This window comes from Flavobacterium sp. MR2016-29, from assembly GCF_015350695.1.
In the GTDB taxonomy this organism is placed as follows: domain Bacteria; phylum Bacteroidota; class Bacteroidia; order Flavobacteriales; family Flavobacteriaceae; genus Flavobacterium.
The window spans coordinates 132,655-155,657 of the sequence record NZ_JADKPU010000011.1 but is presented as its reverse complement, the minus strand read 5'-3'; the positions used below and the strand labels follow the sequence as shown (position 1 = coordinate 155,657).

The 23,003-nt window shown below is 31.3% G+C and carries 24 protein-coding genes; 17 read left to right on the top strand and 7 right to left on the bottom strand.

Annotated features, from left to right (window positions below):
• Positions 1–523: 523 nt before the first annotated feature.
• The 13 genes from IR010_RS19275 to IR010_RS19215 all read left to right on the top strand — a co-directional run bounded on the left by IR010_RS19275 (position 524) and on the right by IR010_RS19215 (position 11,911).
• Positions 524–1,366, top strand: a complete 843-nt coding sequence (locus IR010_RS19275; protein WP_194605997.1) for a toxin-antitoxin system YwqK family antitoxin — start codon at positions 524–526, stop codon at positions 1,364–1,366.
• Positions 1,366–2,577, top strand: a complete 1,212-nt coding sequence (locus IR010_RS19270) for a hypothetical protein (protein ID WP_194605996.1) — start codon at positions 1,366–1,368, stop codon at positions 2,575–2,577. The genes IR010_RS19275 and IR010_RS19270 overlap by 1 nt, the downstream gene beginning before the upstream one ends.
• Positions 2,552–2,896, top strand: a complete 345-nt coding sequence (locus IR010_RS19265) for a hypothetical protein (RefSeq protein WP_029273360.1) — start codon at positions 2,552–2,554, stop codon at positions 2,894–2,896. Before IR010_RS19270 ends, IR010_RS19265 begins: the two co-directional genes overlap by 26 nt.
• Positions 2,877–3,374: a type II secretion system protein J gene (locus tag IR010_RS19260; RefSeq protein WP_029273359.1), complete on the top strand. Its 498-nt coding sequence runs from the start codon at positions 2,877–2,879 to the stop codon at positions 3,372–3,374. Before IR010_RS19265 ends, IR010_RS19260 begins: the two co-directional genes overlap by 20 nt.
• Positions 3,374–4,495: a type II secretion system F family protein gene (locus tag IR010_RS19255; RefSeq protein WP_029273358.1), complete on the top strand. Its 1,122-nt coding sequence runs from the start codon at positions 3,374–3,376 to the stop codon at positions 4,493–4,495. Before IR010_RS19260 ends, IR010_RS19255 begins: the two co-directional genes overlap by 1 nt.
• 35 nt (positions 4,496–4,530) lie before the next feature.
• The gene (locus IR010_RS19250; RefSeq protein WP_029273357.1) at positions 4,531–4,965 is read left to right on the top strand and encodes a type IV pilin protein; all 435 of its coding nucleotides are present in this window, start codon (positions 4,531–4,533) and stop codon (positions 4,963–4,965) included.
• 1 nt (position 4,966) lies between these two features.
• Positions 4,967–5,449, top strand: a complete 483-nt coding sequence (locus IR010_RS20275; protein ID WP_082447187.1) for a prepilin peptidase — start codon at positions 4,967–4,969, stop codon at positions 5,447–5,449.
• Complete coding sequence (locus IR010_RS19240) at positions 5,449–6,855, top strand: GspE/PulE family protein (protein WP_029273355.1); 1,407 nt, start codon at positions 5,449–5,451, stop codon at positions 6,853–6,855. The genes IR010_RS20275 and IR010_RS19240 overlap by 1 nt, the downstream gene beginning before the upstream one ends.
• Positions 6,856–6,859: 4 nt before the next feature.
• The gene (locus IR010_RS19235; RefSeq protein WP_194605994.1) at positions 6,860–8,764 is read left to right on the top strand and encodes a type II secretion system protein GspD; all 1,905 of its coding nucleotides are present in this window, start codon (positions 6,860–6,862) and stop codon (positions 8,762–8,764) included.
• Positions 8,764–9,948: a hypothetical protein gene (locus IR010_RS19230; protein WP_194605992.1), complete on the top strand. Its 1,185-nt coding sequence runs from the start codon at positions 8,764–8,766 to the stop codon at positions 9,946–9,948. Before IR010_RS19235 ends, IR010_RS19230 begins: the two co-directional genes overlap by 1 nt.
• 103 nt (positions 9,949–10,051) lie before the next feature.
• Positions 10,052–10,465, top strand: a complete 414-nt coding sequence (locus IR010_RS19225; RefSeq protein WP_194570452.1) for a hypothetical protein — start codon at positions 10,052–10,054, stop codon at positions 10,463–10,465.
• Entirely contained in the window at positions 10,449–11,402 is a 954-nt protein-coding gene (locus tag IR010_RS19220) for a hypothetical protein (protein WP_194605991.1), read from the top strand. Before IR010_RS19225 ends, IR010_RS19220 begins: the two co-directional genes overlap by 17 nt.
• 2 nt (positions 11,403–11,404) lie before the next feature.
• Complete coding sequence (locus IR010_RS19215; protein WP_194605989.1) at positions 11,405–11,911, top strand: hypothetical protein; 507 nt, start codon at positions 11,405–11,407, stop codon at positions 11,909–11,911.
• A 127-nt stretch (positions 11,912–12,038) separates the two neighbouring features.
• Here the strand turns inward: IR010_RS19215 and IR010_RS19210 are convergent, their stop codons facing one another.
• Both IR010_RS19210 and IR010_RS19205 read right to left on the bottom strand, forming a co-directional pair.
• Positions 12,039–12,344, bottom strand: a complete 306-nt coding sequence (locus IR010_RS19210; RefSeq protein WP_194570455.1) for a hypothetical protein — start codon at positions 12,342–12,344, stop codon at positions 12,039–12,041.
• Positions 12,345–12,651: 307 nt separating this feature from the next.
• Positions 12,652–13,365: a Two component regulator three Y domain protein gene (locus IR010_RS19205; protein ID WP_194605987.1), complete on the bottom strand. Its 714-nt coding sequence runs from the start codon at positions 13,363–13,365 to the stop codon at positions 12,652–12,654.
• Positions 13,366–13,544: 179 nt separating this feature from the next.
• Between IR010_RS19205 and IR010_RS19200 the strand changes: the two genes are divergently transcribed.
• Positions 13,545–14,033 (top strand): DUF1761 domain-containing protein, encoded by a 489-nt coding sequence (locus IR010_RS19200; protein ID WP_029273347.1) that lies wholly within the window; start codon positions 13,545–13,547, stop codon positions 14,031–14,033.
• 117 nt (positions 14,034–14,150) lie between these two features.
• Positions 14,151–15,296: a GNAT family N-acetyltransferase gene (locus IR010_RS19195; protein WP_029273346.1), complete on the top strand. Its 1,146-nt coding sequence runs from the start codon at positions 14,151–14,153 to the stop codon at positions 15,294–15,296.
• A gap of 20 nt (positions 15,297–15,316) precedes the next feature.
• Here the strand turns inward: IR010_RS19195 and IR010_RS19190 are convergent, their stop codons facing one another.
• Entirely contained in the window at positions 15,317–16,186 is an 870-nt protein-coding gene (locus IR010_RS19190; protein ID WP_194570457.1) for a diacylglycerol/lipid kinase family protein, read from the bottom strand.
• A gap of 62 nt (positions 16,187–16,248) precedes the next feature.
• On the opposite strand from IR010_RS19190, the gene IR010_RS19185 reads away from it, so the two are divergent.
• Positions 16,249–17,211 (top strand): App1 family protein, encoded by a 963-nt coding sequence (locus IR010_RS19185; RefSeq protein WP_029273344.1) that lies wholly within the window; start codon positions 16,249–16,251, stop codon positions 17,209–17,211.
• Between the two features lie 120 nt (positions 17,212–17,331).
• On the opposite strand, the gene IR010_RS19180 is transcribed toward IR010_RS19185, so the two are convergent.
• Complete coding sequence (locus IR010_RS19180; protein WP_194570458.1) at positions 17,332–19,245, bottom strand: ABC-F family ATP-binding cassette domain-containing protein; 1,914 nt, start codon at positions 19,243–19,245, stop codon at positions 17,332–17,334.
• A 66-nt stretch (positions 19,246–19,311) separates the two neighbouring features.
• Here IR010_RS19180 and IR010_RS19175 point away from each other — a divergent pair, with 66 nt between their 5' ends.
• The gene (locus IR010_RS19175; RefSeq protein WP_029273342.1) at positions 19,312–19,695 is read left to right on the top strand and encodes a DUF983 domain-containing protein; all 384 of its coding nucleotides are present in this window, start codon (positions 19,312–19,314) and stop codon (positions 19,693–19,695) included.
• Here the strand turns inward: IR010_RS19175 and IR010_RS19170 are convergent.
• The 3 genes from IR010_RS19170 to gldN (IR010_RS19160) all read right to left on the bottom strand — a co-directional run bounded on the left by IR010_RS19170 (position 19,676) and on the right by gldN (IR010_RS19160) (position 22,987).
• A complete protein-coding gene (locus IR010_RS19170; RefSeq protein WP_194605985.1) occupies positions 19,676–20,749 on the bottom strand; it encodes an NAD(P)/FAD-dependent oxidoreductase in 1,074 nt (357 codons plus the stop codon). The two genes, IR010_RS19175 and IR010_RS19170, sit on opposite strands and share 20 nt — an antisense overlap.
• 76 nt (positions 20,750–20,825) lie before the next feature.
• Positions 20,826–21,815 carry a gliding motility protein GldN gene (gldN, locus tag IR010_RS19165; protein WP_194605984.1) on the bottom strand — a complete coding sequence of 330 codons (990 nt, stop codon included), beginning with the start codon at positions 21,813–21,815 and terminating at the stop codon, positions 20,826–20,828.
• 182 nt (positions 21,816–21,997) lie between these two features.
• Positions 21,998–22,987: a gliding motility protein GldN gene (gene gldN / locus IR010_RS19160; protein ID WP_029273339.1), complete on the bottom strand. Its 990-nt coding sequence runs from the start codon at positions 22,985–22,987 to the stop codon at positions 21,998–22,000.
• Positions 22,988–23,003 lie beyond the last annotated feature (16 nt).

Genomic DNA, 23,003 nt, shown 5'->3' with positions numbered 1-23,003 from the left:
AAACATCATTAAACCCAATAAACAAAAGAACTTTCAAGCAATATTAAAACCTTTAAAAATACATTTTCAGGCACTTTTTGACATTTAAAAGTTAATTAAATGAAGTTTTTTAATCTACATTCCGTTAATCAATATTCAAAAGAAATAAATTAAGAAGTAAGAATTCCCTACTCCATTTAATAAAAAATTAGTCCTATCAAACGTACAAATTATTTTTCTATGAAAACAAAAAAATATCTTTCTGCTGTTTATAAAATTCCGCTACATCATATTCTATACCCTATTATATTCTTTTTGCATTGTGTTATTTTCTTTGCTGAAATTTATTTAGCTATGATGAGAAATTATCAGAAATAAATTTTCATGAAAAAAAACCAAAATGAGGAAAGCCGTAAACAAATTAAATAAATATAAAATACTTTTGTTCAGCAAAATAACTTAGGTGTAAAGAGTACTGCCAGAAATAAAGAACTGCGGTATTAGTAAAAAGTATATTGTTCACATTTAAAATTAAAACTGTCCATTGAAAACATTTATAATACCACGTTATATTTTAGCCTTTTTTGCGCTCGCATTAGTTTCGTTTGGTGATCCTTATGCGATCAAACGAATTTCTGATAAAGAGTTCAGATATGAATTTTACATAACTGACAAAAAAATAACGCCTAAAACTACAAAAACATATTACTGGTTTAAAGGCGGTCTTATTCATGAAGCGCAAGGAGGTATCGCAGGAGATTTGCTTGATGACAAGTTTACTAAAATGTTTCACAGCAACCAATTGGCAGAACAAGGGCAATTTAAAAATGGTTTGCGTGTCGGCAAGTGGAAAACCTGGCACCAAAACGGTGTTATCGCTACTACTCTATCTTACAGCAATGGTTTACGATCTGGAAAGTATTTTAGATATAATGAAAGCGGTCAATTAATTGAAAACGGAAAATTCAGTTCCGATCTTAAAACTGGAAAATGGACCAATAACGAGACCAAAGAAATACTTACTTACAAAAGAGGCGTAATTGTTAAGAAAAAAGAAACTTTTACCAAATCTGAAAAATACAGAATCAAGCACGACAGCATTAGATTACAAAATGCTCAAGAAATGCAAAAAGAATTAGACGCAACATCTGACGCCGCTAAACTTGCTGCATATAAAGCAAAAACAAAAGAAGAAAAAACTGCAGCCAAAGAAAAGGCCAAGGTAGAAAAGGAGAAAGAATCAACAACTAAAAAAGCAAATAAGACAGCAAAAAAGGAAGCCAAAGAACGAGCAAAACAACAAGCTAAAAATGAGCCTAAAAAAGATTCAAAAATTGAAGCGTTCTTTAAAAATCTTTTTAAAAAGAAGGATAAAACTCAACAGTAATGGTTAAGGCGCACAGTTTGTTATATGCCATTTACATTTGTTTGATTGTATCTATTATTTGTGGAGCACTGCTTTATTTTTCAAATTTGTACAATCAGCTTAATTTATACTATAATCTTCAGGAAGAACTTTATATTCAAAATCAATCGGTTTTAAACTTTGCTTTGGGTAACAAAATGGTTTCTGAAGAAATTGAAAAGGATGAAGATTCAGGCATTGAAGGCAGTTATGAAACAAAATCCTATGGATTACTTACACTTGTGTTGGCGCAATCCTATATTTCAAATGACACGGTGTCTTCGGTACATTTTGCCGGAGCACATCATCTTGATAAAAATGCTGTTTATTTAACTGATTTTTCAAAACCACTATTCTATTCGGGAACAGTAAAATTGGTTGGAAATAATCAATTGCCGAGTACTTTTATTGAAACTTCCTACATCAACAATGATCTAAGTAAACTTTCAGCAGAAGGAAAAATTACAATTTCAGAAAAGCATTTACCTGAAATCAATCCTGAATTCAAAAAAATGTTTCAGGGATTGAAATCAGAAAAAGCAAAACTTTCTAATGTCGAGAAACCTCAAGATTCTTTATATTATAATTCCTTTTTTAACAGCACAAAAGAGATTCAGGTAGGATCAAATTTAGCTAATGTAATTTTTAAAGGAAACTTTATTTTAAGATCTGAAGATTCGATTCGCATAAAAAAAAGTACAGTGCTTGAAGATGTTATTTTAATAGCGCCGAAAATAACTTTTGAAACCGGTTTTAAAGGAACTGTACAAGTATTTGCTACAAAGGGAATTGAACTTGAAGAAAAAGTAATTTTAGATTATCCGTCTGTAATTTGCATTTATAATGAAAGTTCAGAGGAATCAAAAATTAAAATAAAAAAAGAATGTAGGATAACTGGTGCTGTTGTTTTATTTGGAAATACAGATAACCTTATTGATAAGAATTCAATAGAAATAGATGAAGATGGATTGGTTTTTGGCGATCTGTACTGCTCTGGAAAATTAATGCTTAAAAGTGATGTTTATGGTTCTGTTTACACCAATCGCTTCTTTCTTAAAACTGAAGCATCTAACTATGAAAATTTGATCCAAAATATTGAAATTAACGTCTTAAAACGTCCAGATTATTACGTTTCGATTCCATTGTTTAACACTCAAAAAACAACTTATGGTGTTATCAAAAAGGTATTATAAAGTCCCAGCCAATTCTATATTAGAATCGGTTATTGCTTTAACAATAATTTCGATTTGTCTGTATTTTGCAGTAATGATCTTTGCATCGGTTTACACGCCAAAAACATCTGCTAAATTTTACAGCACTCAAAATAAAGTCAATGAACTTTTTTATTTACAGCAAATAAAAAGTGACTCGCTAAATACTGAAAGTGACAACGAAAATCTGCTGATAGAAGAAGAAACAATTAATGATGATTTAAAAAAAATATCAATACAATATAAAGACAGTTCGCAATTTAAATTTCAAAAAAGTTTTTATGTTCAAAATCCAAAATAGCTCAAAATCAGTACCCGCTTTCTCAATAATCGAGGCAGTAGTAGGTATGGCTATAACGGCTATTATTATGGGTGTCTTGTTTGTTATTTTTTCGATTATTACAGGAAGAATGTTGGATTTTAAAAATCAAAATCAATTGGTAAATGATTTAAACAGATTGACATACAGTATAAACAAAGATATTTTTGAGAAAGAAAAAATGACGGTTTTAGAAAGTGAAATTAATTTTAATGGATACAGTGGCGAAAGCGTTTCTTATCAGTTTTCAGAAGATTATATTTTGAGAACCAGCGAAACTTTTGTCGATACGTTCCAAATCAAATTAAATAGAATATTGATTGATACGGTAAAAAGCAAATCACAGCAGTTTGTATTTCAGAAATTGAAATTAAGCATCGAATCAAATGAAAAAGAGCTGGATTTACGATTTTACAAAAGAGTTTATCCTAATGAATTATTGCAAACGATAAAAAAATAATGAGTTTTGATTTAACCACATATAAAGCCCCAAAAGCAGAAAAACAGGATTTCAAAATTGAAACCGGTTCTTTTCAGTTCTCTAAAAAACTTTCTGATAAAAAAAAGGAAATTTTTTATAGAGAGCTTGGCATGCTTTTAAGATCGGGTGTTGATTTTAAAAAAGCGCTGGAAATTCTGAGCAATCAATCTGCTAATAAATTCGAGAAAGAATTGATTCTTCAAATTAAGGAAAAAGTAGTCGAAGGAAGAAGTATTTACGAATCGATGCGAGAAAGCAATCAATTTTCAGCGTATGAATATTACAGTATTCAAATTGGTGAAGAAACCAGAAAATTAGAAGAGGTTTTAGGTGAATTGCAAAAGTACTTCAACCGAAAAATTCAGATGAAAAGGCAAATTATATCAGTTATGACTTATCCAACGATTGTTATGCTGGTAACGATTTTGGTTCTTTATTTTATGCTGAACAAAGTAGTTCCGATGTTTAGCTCGGTCTTTAAACAATTTGGAAGTGAATTGCCAAAAAGCACACAGATTATCCTGAAAATATCAAATCATTCTGGATTAATTTTTTCTGTCGTAATTGGAGTAATAATGGGTTTAATAGCCATTCATATGCTTTTAAAAGAAAAGGATAGCTACAGATCGTTTACGACAAAAATGATTTTAAAAATCCCATATTTTGGAAATTTAATTCGAAAAATATACATCTCTCGTTTTTGTCAAGCGATGAATTTATTGATCACGTCTCGAACAACTTTAATAAATTCATTATCACTAACTGCAAAAATGATTAGTTTTTATCCGATCGAAATTGCTATTCATCAGATAAAGGAAGACATTACAAGAGGAGCTTCTCTGCACGAAAGTTTAAAGAAACACAGTGTATTCGAAAACAAGATGGTTTCAATGGTAGAAGTTGCAGAGCAGGTCAATCAGCTGGAAACAATGTTTGAAAGATTAACGGAGCAATACAACGAAGAAATTAGTCACCAGACCAAGATGATTGGTGTCATTTTAGAACCCATGATTATCATTGTGATTGGCGCAATTGTCGGGGTTATTATGGTGTCTATGTATGCCCCAATGTTCGATTTAAGTAAGATTATAAACAAATAGCATGAATATCAATAACAAAGAAAAAAATCACATACATGTTAAATAAGATTGAAAAATACCACAAATTAAACCAAAAGCTTAAAGTTAAAGCGTACTCTTTGACAGAAATCTTAATCGTTTTATGCATCATCGGCATATTGCTTTTGATGGTTTTGCCAAATCAAACTTCAGTAATTGGTCAAGCAAAAGCTATTGAAGCGCAAGCGATGCTTAATCAAGTGTATGGACTTGAAAAAAGTTATTTCTATAGACATTCGAAATACTCTGGCAGTTTAGAAGAAATTGGTTTTGAACAAGAAAAAACAGTTGATGAAGGAGGTCAGGCAGTTTACAAAATCGAAATTTTAGAAGCTTCAAACGATTCTTTTTCAGCTAGAGCAACAGCCACATCTGATTTAGACAGTGACGGCAGTTTTAATACATGGGAGATCGACAGTAAAAAAATATTAACAGAAGTAACAAAAGAATAAATTGAAAATAGCCCCAGCAATTTTGTTGCTATGTTTGATCGTAATTTTTATTCAGGACTGGAAATACCGCAAAATTCATATTGTATTGCCAATATTAATTTTCAGTTTATCCATCTTAATAATCTCGATAAAAAACTATGATTGGGTTAAAATTATAGCTTTTAACCTGAGTTTTTTTCTAATTACATTAAGCATTTTAACAACATACATGAGTCTGAAATCTAAAAAATTTCTAAATCCTTTCCAGCATTATTTTGGATTGGGTGACTTGCTATTTTATGCAGCGATTACGCCTTTGTTTCTATTAAAGAATTACATTTTGTTTTTTATTTTATCCATGATATTTGCCATTCTTCTTCAATTTGGATTAAAGAAATTTATTAAAGAAGAAACGGTTCCACTGGCTGGATTTTCATCTTTGTTTTTATTCATTATGCTACTGAAAGACCATTATTTGTTTTTTCAAAAAATCACTTTACTATAATGACACAAGATATCGTAATCGTTTCTGAAGTACAGCACATGGTCACTAATGATCTTGCAAATCAATATCGAATATTACCAAAATCTTTTTTCGAAAACACTCTGGAATTATATGTTGATGATTCGAATAATAATGAAGACGCAAAAGATGAACTTGAACTTTTTCTAGGAAAAAATATTGTTTTTCATCCCGTAGATGCTTCTGAAATAGAAAAAGCATTATCTATTTATTATAGAAAAGAAAGAGCCTTAAGCTCAAACAAATCATTGAATGTAGACAAAGGTGATTTTCTGGAAAATTTATTAACAGAAGCAAAATCATTAAAATGCAGTGATATTCATTTTGAGGTTTATGAAGATTCATCCCGCATTCGATTTAGAATTGACGGTCAGTTAATTGAGCGCTACAAAATTGAGCGCGAAAATTATCTTGAATTAGTGAATAAGGTAAAGATTAAAGCAAAACTAAATATTACCGAGAAAAGATTGCCACAAGACGGTAGAATTACCAATGAATCTTTTGATATCAGGGTTTCTATTCTGCCCACTTTATTTGGAGAAAAAATAGTGATGCGTCTTTTAGGCCAGGATGCTTCTAATATAGATTTGAATACTTTAGGCCTGCAAAAAGAAGAACTGGAAAGTTATTTAGAAGCGGTTAAAAAACCTAATGGCATTATCTTAATAAGCGGTCCAACGGGTTCTGGAAAAACCACTACCCTATACGCCACTTTAAGACTTTTAAACGATAGCAGACGAAACATTGTTACGGTCGAAGACCCGATAGAATATACTTTAAAAGGTATTAATCAGGTACAGCTAAAAGAAGATATTGGATTAACTTTTTCATCTGCCTTAAAATCATTTTTACGTCAGGATCCTGATGTAATTATGCTTGGAGAAATTCGTGATTCTGAAACTGCTTTAATGGCAATTCGTGCTTCATTGACTGGGCATTTGGTGCTGTCCACGATACATACAAATTCGGCAATTGGTACGATTTCAAGGCTGATAGATATGGGAGTTCCTTCTTATTTAATTGCAGAAACTCTTAATCTGTCTGTTGCACAGCGATTAGTTCGAAAACTTTGTGATAACTGCAAAAAAGAAACCAATTGTAATCCAAAAGATTTTCCGCTGAATTTTAAATTCCCTTATGAAATAACTTCTTACAACAAACCTGTTGGCTGTAATAAATGTTTTCATACCGGATACAAAGGCAGAACAGCTATCTATGAAATTTTAAATATTGACAATGTGATTACAGAAGCAATTAAAAATAATACAATTACAAAATTATACAGTAATGACAAAAATTATAAATCATTGCCAGAAAAAGCATTTGAGATTTTAGCCAAAGGAGAAACATCTCTAGAAGAAATATATTCAATTTTAATAAACATATAAACAAATGCTTAAACAAGTTGTTTGCGTACTAGTTGCGTTATTTTTCACTAATATCATTGTGGCGCAACAGGATATTACTGAATTAAGTAGAAAATTTGACGAATTGTCGATACAAAAAAAAGGGCTAAATGAAACTATTAAAATTGATGTTTCTGGACTTACGCTTCATGATTTTATTTCGTCAATTGCAGAAGAACATCAACTAAATGTAGATGTTGATATTGATATGAATCAGCCTGTTGCTAATAACTTTTTTGATGTAACTGTAAAAGATGTTTTTATACATCTTGTTCAAAAATATGATCTTGAAGTTTCGTTTATGAACAACATTATCATCTTCAAAAAAAGAAAAATTATTGCTGTTATAGAAAAAAAACAGCCTAAGGTTATTGATGTAAGCTATAATCCGCAAAATGATTTTTTATCTGTAAGATTGGAAAATGATACTTTATCAGCCGTTGTAAAAGCCATTATTGATAAATCTGGCAAGAATCTAATCTTAGCGCAGGATGTAAAAAACATTAGAGTTTCATCTTACATTTTAAATCGACCGTTTGATCAGGTAATTGAAATGATGTCAAAATCAAATGATTTAGCAGCAACTAAAGACGATAATGGTTTATATTTCATACAAAAAAGCACGGCTGCAAATGCCAGCATACAAAGTACAACTACAAAAGCAAAACAGCCAAAAGTAAGCCTGGGAGTTCCAGGTTTTTATGAAGTAAATATTAATAAACAAGGCTTTTTACAAGTGAATGCTTATATCGCTGACGCATCTGATTTATTGACAGAAGCAGCTGAAAAACTTCACATTAATTACTTTTTATACAACAAGCCTGAAAACGAGAAAACAACTCTTTCTGCCGACAATATTACATTTGATGAACTTTTAGCACACATCTTTAAAGGAAAAAAATATACTTTTAAGAAGCAAGGCAACTTATATTTAATTGGAGAAGAAGCCACAGAAGGTTTGAGAGTAACTGAATTAATTCAGCTCGAAAACAGATCTATTGAATCTATTATTTCTACATTGCCTAAAGTGTTTTCTGAAAAGTTAGAAATAAAAGAGTTCGTAGAATTGAACGGATTAATTGTTTCGGGTTCACGTTCTATTCTTGAAGAATTAAAAATCTACATAAAGCAAATTGACAAGGTAGTGCCAATGGTACAAATTGAGGTTATCATTGTTCAGTATAACAAATCGTATGATATTCAAACCGGCATGAAAGCTGGTTTAGACAAAATAAATTCTGTCAAAACCGGAGGCGTTTTATTTCCAAATGCTGATGTAAGTTTAAACGGGTCTTCTGTAAACAGCTTGATAGATGCTTTTAATGGTTTTGGCCTTTTTAAACTCGGAAAAGTAACAGAATCATTTTATCTTAATTTAAAACTTCTTGAAAACAACTCTGTTTTAAAAATAGAATCTACTCCTAAAATTGCCACAATAAGCGGACACGAAGCCAAATTATCTATTGGAGAAACCAGTTATTATTTTGAACAAAACAATAGATTGATAAACAGCAATATTGGTAATGACATCTTGAATTCAGGAACTTGGAAATCTACTGATGCTAATTTGAGTGTTTCTATTAAACCATATGTATCTACAGATGAGAATGTAACCTTAACAATTGCTGTAGAAAAAAGTTCTTTCTTGGCCAGAGTTGGTGAAGATGCACCTCCAGGAAAAGCAACTCAAAAATTTGAATCTTTAGTAAGAGTAAAAAATGGTGAAATGATTTTACTTGGCGGTTTAGATGAATTAAAGAAAGAAAATTCAGGAACTGGCACACCGCTAATCTCTAGAATTCCAATTATAAAATGGTTTTTCAGCAGCAGAAAGAAAGGAAAAAGCGATTCGAAGCTTCATATTTTTATTAAACCAACCGTTATTTATTAATGTTAGCTACTTTATCTAAATTCATAAAACTGAATGACATAAATGTCGTTGGAGTAATCAAAAAAGAAGATTATGAAATATATAACTTGCTTACTATAAAAAAGAAAGCAAACAAGATTTCTATTGTATCAAAACAAAGTTTTGAAAGCTTTGAAGAACTGAGCAAAACAGCCGATAAAAAGACGCCACTTTTGATTGTGATTGAAGGAAAAGGAGTTTTAAATAAAGAAATTAATTTTGAAAACGAAGCTGATGTAAACTGGCAAAAGAACATCGATTACAACGCCATTTACTATACCGATTTAAAAGGATTAAAATCGAATTTCATCAGTTTTTGCAGAAAAAATATTGTTGAAGAAATTATATCAAAATTTCAAAAAAACGGTTTCCAAATTGTCGATGTTTATATCGGTTCGTTTTTGGCAGCGTTGTTGAATAATGTGCTGAAAAAACAAATCTTATTTTCTAATGATCTGCGTTTAGAATTTGAAAATGATAAAATTTTAAGTTTTGCAAAGCAAAATGAAACTAAAAAAACAGAGTACAAAATTGGAGAAGAAAATGTTTCAAGTACTTTTTTACCTTTATATGGAGCTATTATTCACTTTTTTATAAAGCCAAAAGAGGTTTCAAAAACCATCAATCCAACTTTAAGCAGTGAAGAATTAATTTATAAAAAATCTTTCGAATTTTTAGGTGCTGCTATTTTGATTGGTTTTCTTATTTCATTAATGGCCAGCTATTTTATGATTCAATATTATGGCACAAAAAATTCAGAACTCAATCTGCAGACCGTATATTCAAATCAGTCTTATCAGCTCATATTAGATTTAGAAGCGCAGAAAGAAAAAAAATTAAACATTCTAAAAGAGTCAGGCGTTTTATCATCCAAATTTCTTTCGTATTACGGCTATGAACTTATAAAGACTGTTCCGGCAAATATTTCTTTAAATGAGTTAAATATTATTCCATTAAAAGAAGAGTATAAAGAAAATAAAAAAGCTTTTTTTGAGAGCAAAATTATCATAATCAAAGGTGAGACATTTCAGGAATCATCGTTTAATAATTGGCTTGAAGGCTTAAAAAAAATGGACTGGGTTCAGCGTTTTGAAATTATCAGTTTAAAAAAGGACAAGAAAAATAAATCAATATTTGAAATAAAAATAACCCTGAAAAATGTTTGAAAATTATTCATATAAACAAAAGTTTTTTGCATTGATAGTGCTCTTTTGTATACTGTCGATTACAGCATATAAAAGATCCTTTCATACTTTATTTGATGTTGTTATGGAATACAGAACATTATCAAAAAAAGCAAATGACATTAATAAAAAGGCCAAAAATACCGATGGCTTAACAAAAGACATCACTTATCTGGACAAGATTATCGGAAAAGAAGGAGTTACCAAAGAAATGGTACAGCAAGGAATCGTAAGTTTTGCTTCTGAAAATTCTCCTGAAGTTTCAATAAGCGACTTAAAACCTATACATGACTTTCCTGAAGATGACTATCATATTATTACAAACCAGCTGGATGTTACAGGAAACAGCAATCAGCTTTTGAATCTGGCTTATAATTTCGAAAAGAAATTTAATCTGTCAAGAATAGTAAGCATGAATTTTTACACTACAAAAAAGAACAACAAATCTGAAGTTTTACATTTAAAAATGATTTTCCAAAACTATGAAAACAATAAATAAACTTATACTAATTGCCTTAGCAATCCTTACCTATTCTTGCGAAGACATTCTTGAAGAAGACATCAGCGACGATACTGTTCAAATTATTTCTCCAATAAACAATGCTGTTATTGAGAGTAATGTAGCAAGTTTTAAATGGAACACTTTGAAGGGTGCCGATAAATACCGCATTCAGGTATACGAATCAGATCAGGTTTTAATATTAGATTCCTTAACTACAAAAACTAGCATTACATTGCCTTTGAGTTCGGGAAAATATGTTTGGAGAGTAAGAGGAGAAAATTATGCCTATGAATCTGTTTACTCATTTCCTTCGAATTTTTCGACCTCAATCCCAAATGATTTAACCAATCAGCAAGTTATTTTGTCAAGTCCTGATAATGAAAAATTTTTGAATTTTATTGCTGTTACCTTAAATTGGCAAGCATTAAAAAATGCAACAAGCTATAGTGTTAAAGTTGTAAATACAGCAACCAGCCAAGAAGTATATTCTAAAACTGATTTGACAACTACGACAGTAACCCTTGATTTGACTGGTTTAGCAGATGGGAATTATGAATGGAGACTAAAAGCCAAAAACACTGACAGTGAAACAAAGCAGTATTCAGCACGTAAATTTAATATTGATACAACACCTCCAAATCAGCCAAAAAACACTTCGCCAGCAGATAATTCAACGCAAACTGCCAATACGAGTGTTGCTTATACTTGGAGCATTGCAACAGATACTGGAAATGCAAAATCACCAATTTCTTATATTGTAGAATTTGCCAGCGATGCTGATTTCAATACAATTATACAGACTCAAAACAGTAATACTGCAACTTTACAACAATCTTTTTCAGCAACAGGTGTATATTATTGGAGGGTTAGAGCTGTTGATGAAGCAGGAAATATTGGTACAAACAGTGCAGGATTTAAGTTTACGGTTAATTAAATATGGCTAAAAAGAAAATAAATATAATTTTAATTATAGTCGTTCTTGGGCTTTGGGGAACTGTTGGGTATAGGGCAATCAATCGTCAATTTTCTAGCAGTGAAATGATTCTTGAAAAAGAGAATCAGCATGGCAATACAACTATAAATCAAATTAATAAAGACACTTTTAAACTAGAAAAAATAAACCGAGATCCGTTTTTAAATAAAGAATTTCAAACTGCTGTTGCAGTTCCTAGAAAAATCGCTTCTCACAGTTATTATAAGCCTGTAAAAAAAGCTGTTACACCAACTGCGCCAAAATCAGATCCAAACCTTCACTGGCCTGCCCTAACTTATTACGGATACATTGGTTCTAAAAATGAAGAATTAGTTTTGCTGAAGATAGATTCAAAAGTTTGTAAGCTTAAGGTCAACGATCCTCTAAACGGATTAATTGTTAAAAAGAGATATAAAGATTCTATTGAAGTTTCTTTTAATACACAAACTAAAATGATTCGTTTGAAGTAATAAAATTTAAACAAAATGCAAAAAAGCTTCAGAGAAATCTGGAGCTTTTTTTTATATTAGTTATGACATAAAAAAAGACCATTCAAAGAGAACGGTCTTTTTTTATATTTCTATGTTTTATAAGCAATTAAGCCATAAACAAAGCATATTTATTATAATTGTATAAAACTTGATCATACGGTACTAAAGGCAACGAGACTTTTTCAGAAGAAGCATTGAATTTTATTCCGTTATGTTTTCTGAATAAATAGATTTCTTTTAAGCAATTAGATAAACTTTGGTGAATTGAAGTTGTAAAAGTCGGCAGCTGCTTATCGCCTACCAGCAAATCTATTTGATAATTAGAACTGCTTTTAGAGAGGTTATTCCCTATGATTCTTAATGTAAACGTTGTCGCTTTTCCGTATTGTTCACCTTGATATTGTATTATCATAATTTTTATTATTAAAAAGGTTAATTATTCTTGCACTGCTTCAGCTATGTTGAATTCCATATTAAAGTTATGAAAAAAAAGTAAGTTGTTACAAAAACCGATATTAAATTATCAATATGGCACAAAGTTAGCATAAATTATATTTTTAGGAAATCTTTTTTTTGGCTGAATTATTCTCATTCTCATCTAAATATCAAAATATTAGAAGTAAAAAACCCGTAACGGATTACGTTACGGGTTTTAAACAATTAACTAAATATATTTAATCAACTTTTTTAACGATTGTAAAACTCATTCATAAGGACGATTAATTTTCTGTAACAATTGTGGTTTCTTTTTCTACATTAATTTCTAATAAAAACGGATTTCCATTTTCATCAAACATTGTCATATTTAAAGGGTCTAACAAAGCTAAATTTTTCGAAACTGTTCCTGTAAATTTATTATAAGAAAGATTCATTTCTGATAAATGATGTAATTTTTCAAGTTCATTCGGAATCATGCCTTCAAAATTATTATCAAATAAACTTAAGTTTTCTAAAGAACTGCAATTCTTAATTTCATTACTTAAATTACCTGATAACTTATTGTTGTTCAATAACAAGATTTTTAAAGTTGTAATCTTATAAATCGAACTTGGCAATTGCCCTTGGATTTCATTATCAAACAACGAAAGAACCTCCAACTGTTTCAGTTTGCCAATATTTACAGGCAATTCTCCTTTCAGTTTATTTTTATGCAAATCAATTTCGACTAAATTTACTAAGTCAGCAAGTTCGTCAGGCAAGTTTCCTTCTAAATTATTATCCGACAGATCGATCGCTATAACTTTATTATTTTCAGTCTTTACTCCGTACCATGTAGATACAGAAAGAGATAAATCCCACTTTTTCTTCCACTTTGCACCATTTGTCGCATAGTATAATTTTACAAGAGCATCTTTCTCTTTATCAGAAACAGTATCTGCGAAAGTTTGAAAAGTACAAACAATCGCTAAAAATAACGTGGCTAAGATTTTCATAACAGATTTGGGTTTTGTTATTCATTGGCAAAATTACGTATTTCAGTGCTATAATGCACCTTATGTCGATAAACTGTTGATAAATAAATAATTAACATACTTTATACTACTTTCATTAAAAAATTGAATTTGATAATTTTTGTTTAAATTTGACCAACTAATTCTAAAAACCTCATATTATGGAAATTAACTTTATTGCATTGCTGCTTGCAGGTATTGTCACATTGGTAGTGGGTTTCATTTGGTACAATCCCAAAGTCTTTGGAACGATCTGGATGAAAGAGAACAATCTGACTCAAGAACAACTTAGGACAGGAAATATGCTGAAAATCTTCGGGTTAACGTATATTTTTTCTTTAATGATTACAATGACTTTAATGTCATTAACAATTCATCAGTCTGGAGCAGTCGGAATGGTTGGCGGACCACCATTAATAGACAGTGCCAAACCATCATTTGCGGCATTTATGGCTGATTACGGACAAGCATATCGTACTTTTAAGCATGGAGCACTTCATGGTTTTATGTCAGGTTTATTTTTTGCTTTTCCAGTAATTGGAATTAACGGACTGTTCGAAAGAAAATCTTGGAAATATATATTGATTCATGCCGGATTCTGGATTGTAACCCTAACCTTAATGGGAGGCATCATCTGTGGATTTGCATAAATTATAAAAAATGAAACCCGTTTGAAAACTAAATTCAAGCGGGTTTTCTTAATAATAACTTAATCTAACGGAGTTATTATAAATATTACCTAATTTTGACGAAATTAGCTCACACCTTTGACTACAACTTATTCTTTCGAAATATACAATAGCGCATCATCATTGCCTTTAGAATGGAATTCGCTGACTCCAAAAAACATCTTTTTAACTAAAGAATACCTCGAAGTACTTGAAAATTCGTGTCCAGTAAACATGATCTGTCATTTTATTGGAATCTTTGAAGAAGAAAAACTTATCGGAATTGTCTTAACTCAATTTTTATTTGCAGAAAAATTAGAATCTTTTGGAGAACGAGATCAGTGCCTAAAAACTTCTGTCCGCAATTTTGCCTTTAAGAATTTTGCTTCACATGTTTTATTTGTAGGCAATAATATGCTTACGGGTCAAAATGCTTTTGCTTTTGATAAAAGTGTAAAAGAGCCAAAAGCAATTAAGACACTTCATAAAGCTATTAATCAGCTTAAAAAAGATTTGAAAGCTTCTGGAAAAAAAGTTCATATAACAAGTATAAAAGATTTTACAGCAAAAGAAATTGAACCCTTGCAAGCTGAGTTTAAAAACAATTATACATTCTCTACCCAGCCTAATATGATTTTTGAAATCAATGAAAACTGGAAAACAGAGCAAGATTATATTAATGCATTATCAAAAAAATATCGAGACCAATACAAACGCGCCCGCAAGAAATCTGAAGGAATCAAAAAACAAAAAATGTCATTGTCTGATATCAGGCAGTATGAAGATGTGATTTACGAACTCTATTTTCATGTTGCTAAAAATGCACCATTTAATACTTTTTTTCTAGCCAGAAATCATTTTAGTTTTTTTAAAGAAATCATGAAAGACGACTTTTTGCTTTATGGTTATTTTTTAGATGAAAAACTAATTGGCTTTAATACACTCATAAAAAATGGATCTGTAATGGACACTTATTTTCTTGGTTATGACGAAAGTATTCAACGCGATAAAATGCTTTATTTAAACATGTTATACGACATGATTGCGTACTCTATCAATCAAGGTTTCAGAGAAATTGTTTTCGCAAGAACTGCTTTAGAAATTAAAAGTTCTGTTGGTGCAAAACCTGTAAAAATGTACGGTTTAATTACGCATAGCAACGCTCTTATCAATCACAATATTTCTCGCTTTTTCAATTATCTGGAACCTAAAACAGAATGGCAGGAACGAAATCCTTTTAAATAATAACTTTCACAAGTTTAATTTTAAGGAATTGCAATTTTCATTTGCTTATGCAAAATATAAATATCTAAATTACTTTGTGCGCCGCAATATTCTCCGTCAATTTGAAAATTTACCGGATAATCTGTTTTAATGTTTGCTTTATCTGTCGAAATAATAACAACGTCGTCAGAATCAATTGGCATATTACCTGTAATAATTTTTCCGATCAACAATAAATCCAGGTTTTTTAAAATGATCAATTCAAACTTTCCGTCGTTCATTACACCATTTGGGTTGATAACTACGCCAGTTCCGTATTTTTGAGAATTGGCAATTACGATCATTCTTGCCGTATGTTCGACGGTTTCGTTATTAGCCGAAATTGTTGCGACAAAAGGTTCTTCAGATTGATTTAGTGTAGTAAAAGCTTGTAACGCATAACCCCAAAAACCACGCGTATCACTTTCTTCATAATTTTTTACCAAATTAGCATTTAAGCCAATATCACTTAAATGGATACTTTTTTTACCGTTGATGCAAATCATATCCATTTCGATACATTTGTTCGAAAAGGCAATTTTAAGATTTTCTTCAATTGTCGTAGGCAAATTAAGATCGACAGACAATCCGTTTGCTGAACCAGCCGGCAAAATTCCGATGATTACATCGAATTGTTCTACCGCTTCTGCAACCATTTTTATCGTTCCGTCCCCGCCAGCAACTATAATTCGCTCTGGTTGATGTTGATTATAAAGTGATTGTATTTCTTTTATATCACTTTTTCCTTTAGTCTCGTAAACTTCCAAATCAAAATGATTTGTAGTTGCAAACTCTTCGACAGCCTCGATTAAATCTGATTTATCAAGATCTCCGGAAATAGGGTTAACAACAAATATGATATTCTTTTTCAAAATTTTATTTTTAAAACCAATTAAAATAATTAATTTACATGTTATATAAATATACGTAATTAATGAAACCAATACTACAATTATATCGAGGTTATGCCAATGAAGAAGAATTAATTGTAATGGGGCATGTTTTTAAAAGAACATATGATTATGATTTTCAGAAGAAAAACCTAAAAAATGCACGTTCGATAATCAATCAATTTAGAATCAAAACAATCAAAAATTTTGATATATACCTTAAATTAGGCGATGTTGAAATTCACACAAAAACGCTAGACGACGGTTATTTTAAGTTTTGCATTCCGCTTGAAAAAGAAATGAGCTTTGGATGGATGGAGTATGAAGTAAGTTTAAAATACGACTCACAAATCATAACTTCAAAAGGAAGTTTTATCAGACCGCATAAAGGAAACTTAGGAATCATATCTGATATTGATGATACTTTCCTGATTTCTCATACTCGCAATGTCTTCAAAAAAATGTATATTTTACTTTTTAAAAATGTAAATGACAGGAAAATTTTTAAAGATGTCGTGCCTCATTATCAAGCTTTAAGTTCAGCTGGACGAAACAATAAAGAGGAAGAAAATGCTTTTTTTTATGTTTCTAGCAGCGAATGGAATTTGTACCGATTTATTGTAAAATTCACCAAAATACATAAACTGCCCAGAGCGGTTATTTTATTGAAAGATATTAAAAGAGGACTAACCGACTTTTTAATGAGCGGACGCGGTAATCACGATCATAAATTTGATAAAATAAAACATGTTTTGGAGTTTTACCCAAATCTTAAATATGTTTTACTAGGAGATGATTCGCAGCACGATCCGGTTTTGTACGAACGTATCTGCAAAATATTTCCGGTAACGGTAATCGCAGTTTATATCAGGCAAACAGGCAAATCACAAAAAACAGAAGTAAAAACAATCATGAAGAATTTAGAATCGCTTAACGTTTCTGTCTGCTATTTTAAAGACAGCAGTGAAGCGATTATGCATTCTAAATCTATTGGGATTATAAAGTAGTTTTAGGTTTCAGGTTTCAGGTTTCAAGTTTCAAGTTTCAAGTTTCAAGTTTCAGGTTTCAAGTTTCAAGTTTCAGGTTTCAATTGTAACGTAAAACTTGAAACCTGAAACAAAAACTAATTAAGCATTGAAATTATCAATTTCTTCCTGAACAATTTCCCAATCTAAAAGTAATTGATCAAGATCATTTTTCTTTTTGTTGTAAGCTGTAAAAAAAGATGCGTCTTCGATATGTTTGTCATAATTAGAAGCTAACAATTTATCATCGTGCTGAATGTCTTTTTCTAATTGTTTGATCTGGCTTTCGACTTTGCTTAGTTTGTTTTGCAATGCCTTTCCTTTTTTCTGATCTTCGTACGAAGCTTTATTGGTTTCTTTTGGCGCTGCCGCTTTTGCCACATCTTTTTTCTCTACTTCGCGCATGTTTTCAAGATTGCGCTGTTCTAAGAAATAGTTGATGTCGCCCAAATATTCTTTAATTTTTTGATCTTTAAATTCGTAAACGATATTAGACATTCCTTGAAGGAAATCTCTATCGTGCGAAACCAATAGCAAAGTTCCGCCAAATTTTTGAAGAGCGGCCTTTAAAACGTTCTTAGATTTAATATCTAAGTGGTTGGTAGGCTCATCCATCAATAAAACGTTTATTGGCTGTAACAATAGCTTACAAAGTGCTAAACGGTTACGCTCACCTCCTGAAAGTACTTTTACTTTCTTCTCTACATCATCTCCACGAAACAAAAATGAACCCAGCATATCACGAACTTTAGAACGGTTCGTATCCATCGCTGCGTCTTCCATGGTTTGCAGCAAGGTAATTTCGCCGTCAAGATATTCTGCCTGGTTTTGCGCAAAATATCCTAACTGTACATTATGTCCTAATTTGATATTTCCTTGGTATTCAAATTCATTTACAATAGCTTTAATAAAAGTTGATTTTCCTTGGCCGTTCTGGCCAACAAATGCAATTTTACTGCCGCGTTCTACCAATAAATCGATATCTTTTAGAATAACTTTATCTCCATATGCTTTTGTAACATGCTCAGCTTCTACCACCACTCTTCCTGGTTCTTTCGAAACTGGAAAAGAAATATTCATTACAGAATTGTCGTCTTCATCAACTTCAATTCGTTCTACTTTATCTAATTTTTTTATCAAGGATTGCGCCATTGAAGCTTTTGAAGCTTTTGCACGGAATTTCTCGATTAATTTTTCTGTTTCCTCAATTTTCTTCGCCTGATTTTTCTGAGTCGCCAATTGTTTTTCGCGAATTTCATGACGTAATTCTAAATATTGAGAATATGGCTTGTTAAAATCGTATGCTTTTCCTAAAGAAATTTCGATTGTACGATTCGTAACATTATCTAAAAACATCTTATCGTGCGATACAATCACTACAACTCCAGGATAATTTCTTAGAAAACTCTCCAGCCAAATGATACTCTCGATATCAAGGTGATTCGTTGGCTCATCCAGAAGCAATACATCATTAGATTGCAATAATAATTTAGCCAATTCAATACGCATTCTCCAACCTCCTGAAAATGTTTCAGTTTGGTTATTAAAAACTTCTCTCTTAAAACCAAGACCTAAAAGAATTTTTTCTGTATCACCCACATAATTGTAACCTCCTAAAAGTTCAAAACGGTGCGTGTAATCAGATAAGTCTTCGATAATCTGTCCGTATTCTTCACTTTCATAATCGGTTCTTGTAACCAATTGATGATTGATTTCTTCTAGCTTTTTTTCTACAACTTTAATTTCAGTAAAGGCTTCATAAGCTTCTTCTAATACAGTTCTTCCGCGTTCAAAATCAATATCCTGACGTAAAAATCCCATCCGGATATCTTTCTCCTGAGAAATAACTCCAGAATCAGGAGCAAAATCTCTTGCTAACATTTTAAGCATGGTAGATTTACCAGCTCCGTTTTTACCAACAAGACCTACACGGTCTCCGGCACCCAAACGAAAAGTAACTTCTTCAAATAAATAAGTTCCTCCAAAAGAAACAGAAAGATTGTGTATATTAAGCATAATTTGTGACTATTGTTACGAGCAGTAAAGGTTTAAAAAATGTACCTTTGTTTAAATTTTTTGCAAATGTTAAAAAAAGGATCCAAACTAAATAGTATTTTAACAGGAAGTTGTCCAAAATGTCAAAATGAGAGCATGTATTCGGACAAAAATCCGCTTCATTTGACTAAAGTTCTCAAAATGAATGAAAATTGCAGTCATTGCGGTTTAAAATATCAAATCGAACCTTCGTTTTTTTATGGCGCTATGTATGTGAGTTACGGACTAAATGTCGCGGTCGGAATCGCAGCATTTATTGTTTCGTTTGTCTTTTTTAAAACTACAATCGAAGAATCATTTCTATCAATTATAATTACTTTGATTGTTTTGTTTCCATTCGTTTTACGACTTTCCAGAAACATCTATATCAATATGTTTGTTTCTTATGATCCTAAGGCCGGTCGAAAATAAGAGTTTTTAAATATTTTTTATGAAATCGCTGAATATCAATTTCACGATCCAGCGGAATATCATTCTCAATACTTTCAAATAAGGCCTTTGCCATTGCTGAACCCAGCATAACGCCTCTTGTTCCTAAGCCGTTTAGTATATGAAGTGATTTTCGTTCATGGTGTGTGCCTATAAGAGGTCTTCTGTCTTTAACTGTAGGACGAACACCGCCAAAGTGTTTTACGATTTCAAAATCGCAGGTAATAATTTCTTTAATACGATCTAGAAGTTCTTGTTTTCCTTCTTCAGTTGGCGTATCTGTTTTATCCTGCCAATTGTAGGTTGCACCAACTTTAAATAAATCATTGCCTAATGGCAATATAAAAACGCTGGTATTTACAATAACATCAAGATTTAATTGTGGAGCTTTTATAATAAACAATTCTCCTTTTGTACCATCTAATGGCAAATAATTAAAAAACGGATTTCTATGAAGTCCAAATCCTTCTGCGAAAATAATGTGACGGGCTTGAATGTTTTTGTATTGAATTCCATAATCAAAAAACTCAATATAAAGGCTATCAAAAAAACCCTCTATTAATAAATTCTTTTCCTTTAAATACTGTTTATAAGTATCCAGCAATAAAGCTGTATCGACATAACCCGTATGCAAAACTTCACCATAATCATAAGGAGAATCAATACTATTGTATTTTTTAGTAATTAATTTGGTAGATAAAAAAGGTGCCAAATTCTTTTTGTCCGAAGCTGCAAACCAATTATTTTGCTCTTCAATAGAGAAAAATTTTCTTAGAATAGGAAGCTTAAAATTAAACTTTGTCTGAAGTTTAGCTTCAATATGATCGTAAAAATCATTCATCAAGACCAATTGTTCTTCCGCTTTCCAAACTTCACTAAAACGCTTTAAAATAACAGGATTATATAAACCTCCGGCAACTCTCGAAGAATTTTGAGAGTTATCATCAAGCACTAAAATAGTTTTATTGTTTTTAAGAGCAACTTCAGCAAAAGAAATTCCAGCTAATCCAGATCCGATAATGAGATAATCAATCATTTTTATAAATTAAGTAAAATAAAAAACTCTTACTGCAAAGGTAGTAAGAGTTTTTGGTATTCTATTATGAAGCTCTTTAGTAGGTCCACATATCTTGTTCAAAGTTTCGAATCTTCTCTTTCAATCTTTCAGCTTCTAGCAATTGATTTTGTGCATCATCTTTAATATAATCTTTGATTTCACGATCGCCGTACATATTTTCTTCTTTGTAGATAACTGCGTTAAAACGTCTAGAGTTTAAGATTTGATCAAATGAAATTGGGAGTGCAGAATTCTTATCGTTAAAAGCTTTCGCTTCGTTTAGTACTTCGCGGGCATTCGGAAAAAACACCCAAAATAATTCTATATAATCCTTTTCGTCGCTGTTCATCGTATAAACATCAGGAGTTACTGGGCAAATACCAAGAAGACGATATTTCAACTCACTTTGTCTTTTATCAAAATACCAATATCCCTTAATTTTATATTGAGAAACATCAGCTGCAGTAATATCTTGCTTCAAAATATACTCAGCAGGAATTGTTCTTGTTGGTCCTACTGTTTGATCAACATAATGCACAGATTTCTTTTTTCCAGTACCTGTTACTACTTTTTTCTTGACAACATGAGTTTTATAATCATCAGGATATTGATTAATCAATTCTCTGCCGGCATCTGTGGTATCAATACGAGATAAGGATCCTTCGATGTCTTTCATCGATTTTTTAGTATTGAAATAACTGTCTGCATAAACTTCTGTTATCTTTCCGTTTTTAATAGCTCTAGTCAAGACATCATAAAGTGATCGCCTATCTTTGCCAATATTAGCTGTATCAACAGGAAAATATAAAGGAAAATTGATCTTTTCATTCAAATCAATAATTTCCCAAGTTGTTTTTCCCATTAATACATCTCGATCGTCTACATAACCGTAAGCCAGTGGCTTGTCGTTATCAGAAATCTGCTGCGCGGCAGTCTTCTTTCCAATTTGATCAGCTGTTTTTGCATTAAGCAAATTTGATTGCGCGTTAGACGCAAAACTGATAGCTATCAAAAAAATACCTGTTAAAAAAATTCTCACTTTCATCCTCGTAAATATTATAAAATACAAACGTAAAATAATTACATTTATTGTATTTTTTTTCTTACAAATAAATACAACGAAAAGTATTCAAAATTTAACTGATATTTAGGCTTTCTAAATAGGACTCCAAAAAAAAACTCCCGCTACATTTGTAGCGAGAGTTTTTGTTATAATGTATATAGTACTTAGTAGTTCCACATATCTTGCTCGAAGTTACGAATCTTCTCTTTTACTCTTTCAGATTCTAACAATTGATTTTGTGCATTATCTTTCATGTATTCTTTGATCTCACGATCTCCATACAAGTTTTCTTCTTTATAGATTACTGCATTAAATCTTCTTGAATTTAAGATCTGATCAAATGAGATTGGCAATGCTGAATTATTATCGTTAAAAGCTTTTGCTTCGTGAAGCGGCCCTCTTGCATTCGGGAAGAAAACCCAGAATAATTCGATATAATCCTTCTCATCACTATTCATTGTGTAAACGTCTGGCGTCACAGGGCAGATACCAAGCAAACGATACTTCAATTCACTTTGACGTTTGTCAAAATACCAGTATCCTTTAATTTTATATTGAGTAACATCTTGTGCAGTTAAATCTTGCTTTAAGATATACTCAGAAGGCACTGTTCTTGTTGCACCAACAGTTTCATCAACATAAGTAACAACTTTCTTTTTTCCAGTACCAGTAACCACTTTTTTCTTCACAACGTGAGTTTTGTAGTCATCTGGATATTGGTTGATAAGCTCTCTACCAGCATCAGTTGTATCAATACGAGATAATGATCCTTCGATGTCTTTCATAGATTTTTTAGTATTGAAATAACTGTCAGTATATATTTCAGTTACTTTACCACTTTTGATGGCTTTCGTCAATACGTCATAAAGTGAACGTCTGTCAGAACCAATATTAGCTGTATCAACTGGAAAATAAAGAGGGAAGTTGATTTTTTCATTCAAATCAATAATCTCCCAAGTTGTTTTTCCCATCAAGACATCTCTATCATCTACGTACCCGTAAGCCAATGGCTTATCATTGTCTGAGATAAGTTGTGCAGGAGTCTTAAGTCCTATCTGTGCCGGTGTTTTTGCATTAAGCAGATTCGATTGCGCATTAGAAGCAAAACCTCCAGCGATAGAAACAATAGCTATTAAAAAATTTCTTACTTTCATCATGATATCATTATAA

Bases quoted from the DNA above. Each gene is read 5' to 3' on its own strand.
- IR010_RS19270 (WP_194605996.1), top strand. From the start codon at position 1,366: ATGGTTAAGGCGCACAGTTTGTTATATGCCATTTACATTTGTTTGATT.
- IR010_RS19265 (WP_029273360.1), top strand. From the start codon at position 2,552: ATGGTGTTATCAAAAAGGTATTATAAAGTCCCAGCCAATTCTATATTA.
- IR010_RS19260 (WP_029273359.1), top strand. From the start codon at position 2,877: ATGTTCAAAATCCAAAATAGCTCAAAATCAGTACCCGCTTTCTCAATA.
- IR010_RS19255 (WP_029273358.1), top strand. From the start codon at position 3,374: ATGAGTTTTGATTTAACCACATATAAAGCCCCAAAAGCAGAAAAACAG.
- IR010_RS19250 (WP_029273357.1), top strand. From the start codon at position 4,531: ATGTTAAATAAGATTGAAAAATACCACAAATTAAACCAAAAGCTTAAA.
- IR010_RS19240 (WP_029273355.1), top strand. From the start codon at position 5,449: ATGACACAAGATATCGTAATCGTTTCTGAAGTACAGCACATGGTCACT.
- IR010_RS19235 (WP_194605994.1), top strand. From the start codon at position 6,860: ATGCTTAAACAAGTTGTTTGCGTACTAGTTGCGTTATTTTTCACTAAT.
- IR010_RS19230 (WP_194605992.1), top strand. From the start codon at position 8,764: ATGTTAGCTACTTTATCTAAATTCATAAAACTGAATGACATAAATGTC.
- IR010_RS19225 (WP_194570452.1), top strand. From the start codon at position 10,052: ATGGAATACAGAACATTATCAAAAAAAGCAAATGACATTAATAAAAAG.
- IR010_RS19220 (WP_194605991.1), top strand. From the start codon at position 10,449: ATGAAAACAATAAATAAACTTATACTAATTGCCTTAGCAATCCTTACC.
- IR010_RS19215 (WP_194605989.1), top strand. From the start codon at position 11,405: ATGGCTAAAAAGAAAATAAATATAATTTTAATTATAGTCGTTCTTGGG.
- IR010_RS19210 (WP_194570455.1), bottom strand. From the start codon at position 12,344: ATGATAATACAATATCAAGGTGAACAATACGGAAAAGCGACAACGTTT.
- IR010_RS19205 (WP_194605987.1), bottom strand. From the start codon at position 13,365: ATGAAAATCTTAGCCACGTTATTTTTAGCGATTGTTTGTACTTTTCAA.
- IR010_RS19200 (WP_029273347.1), top strand. From the start codon at position 13,545: ATGGAAATTAACTTTATTGCATTGCTGCTTGCAGGTATTGTCACATTG.
- IR010_RS19185 (WP_029273344.1), top strand. From the start codon at position 16,249: ATGAAACCAATACTACAATTATATCGAGGTTATGCCAATGAAGAAGAA.
- IR010_RS19180 (WP_194570458.1), bottom strand. From the start codon at position 19,245: ATGCTTAATATACACAATCTTTCTGTTTCTTTTGGAGGAACTTATTTA.
- IR010_RS19175 (WP_029273342.1), top strand. From the start codon at position 19,312: ATGTTAAAAAAAGGATCCAAACTAAATAGTATTTTAACAGGAAGTTGT.
- IR010_RS19170 (WP_194605985.1), bottom strand. From the start codon at position 20,749: ATGATTGATTATCTCATTATCGGATCTGGATTAGCTGGAATTTCTTTT.
- gldN (WP_194605984.1), bottom strand. From the start codon at position 21,815: ATGAAAGTGAGAATTTTTTTAACAGGTATTTTTTTGATAGCTATCAGT.
- gldN (WP_029273339.1), bottom strand. From the start codon at position 22,987: ATGAAAGTAAGAAATTTTTTAATAGCTATTGTTTCTATCGCTGGAGGT.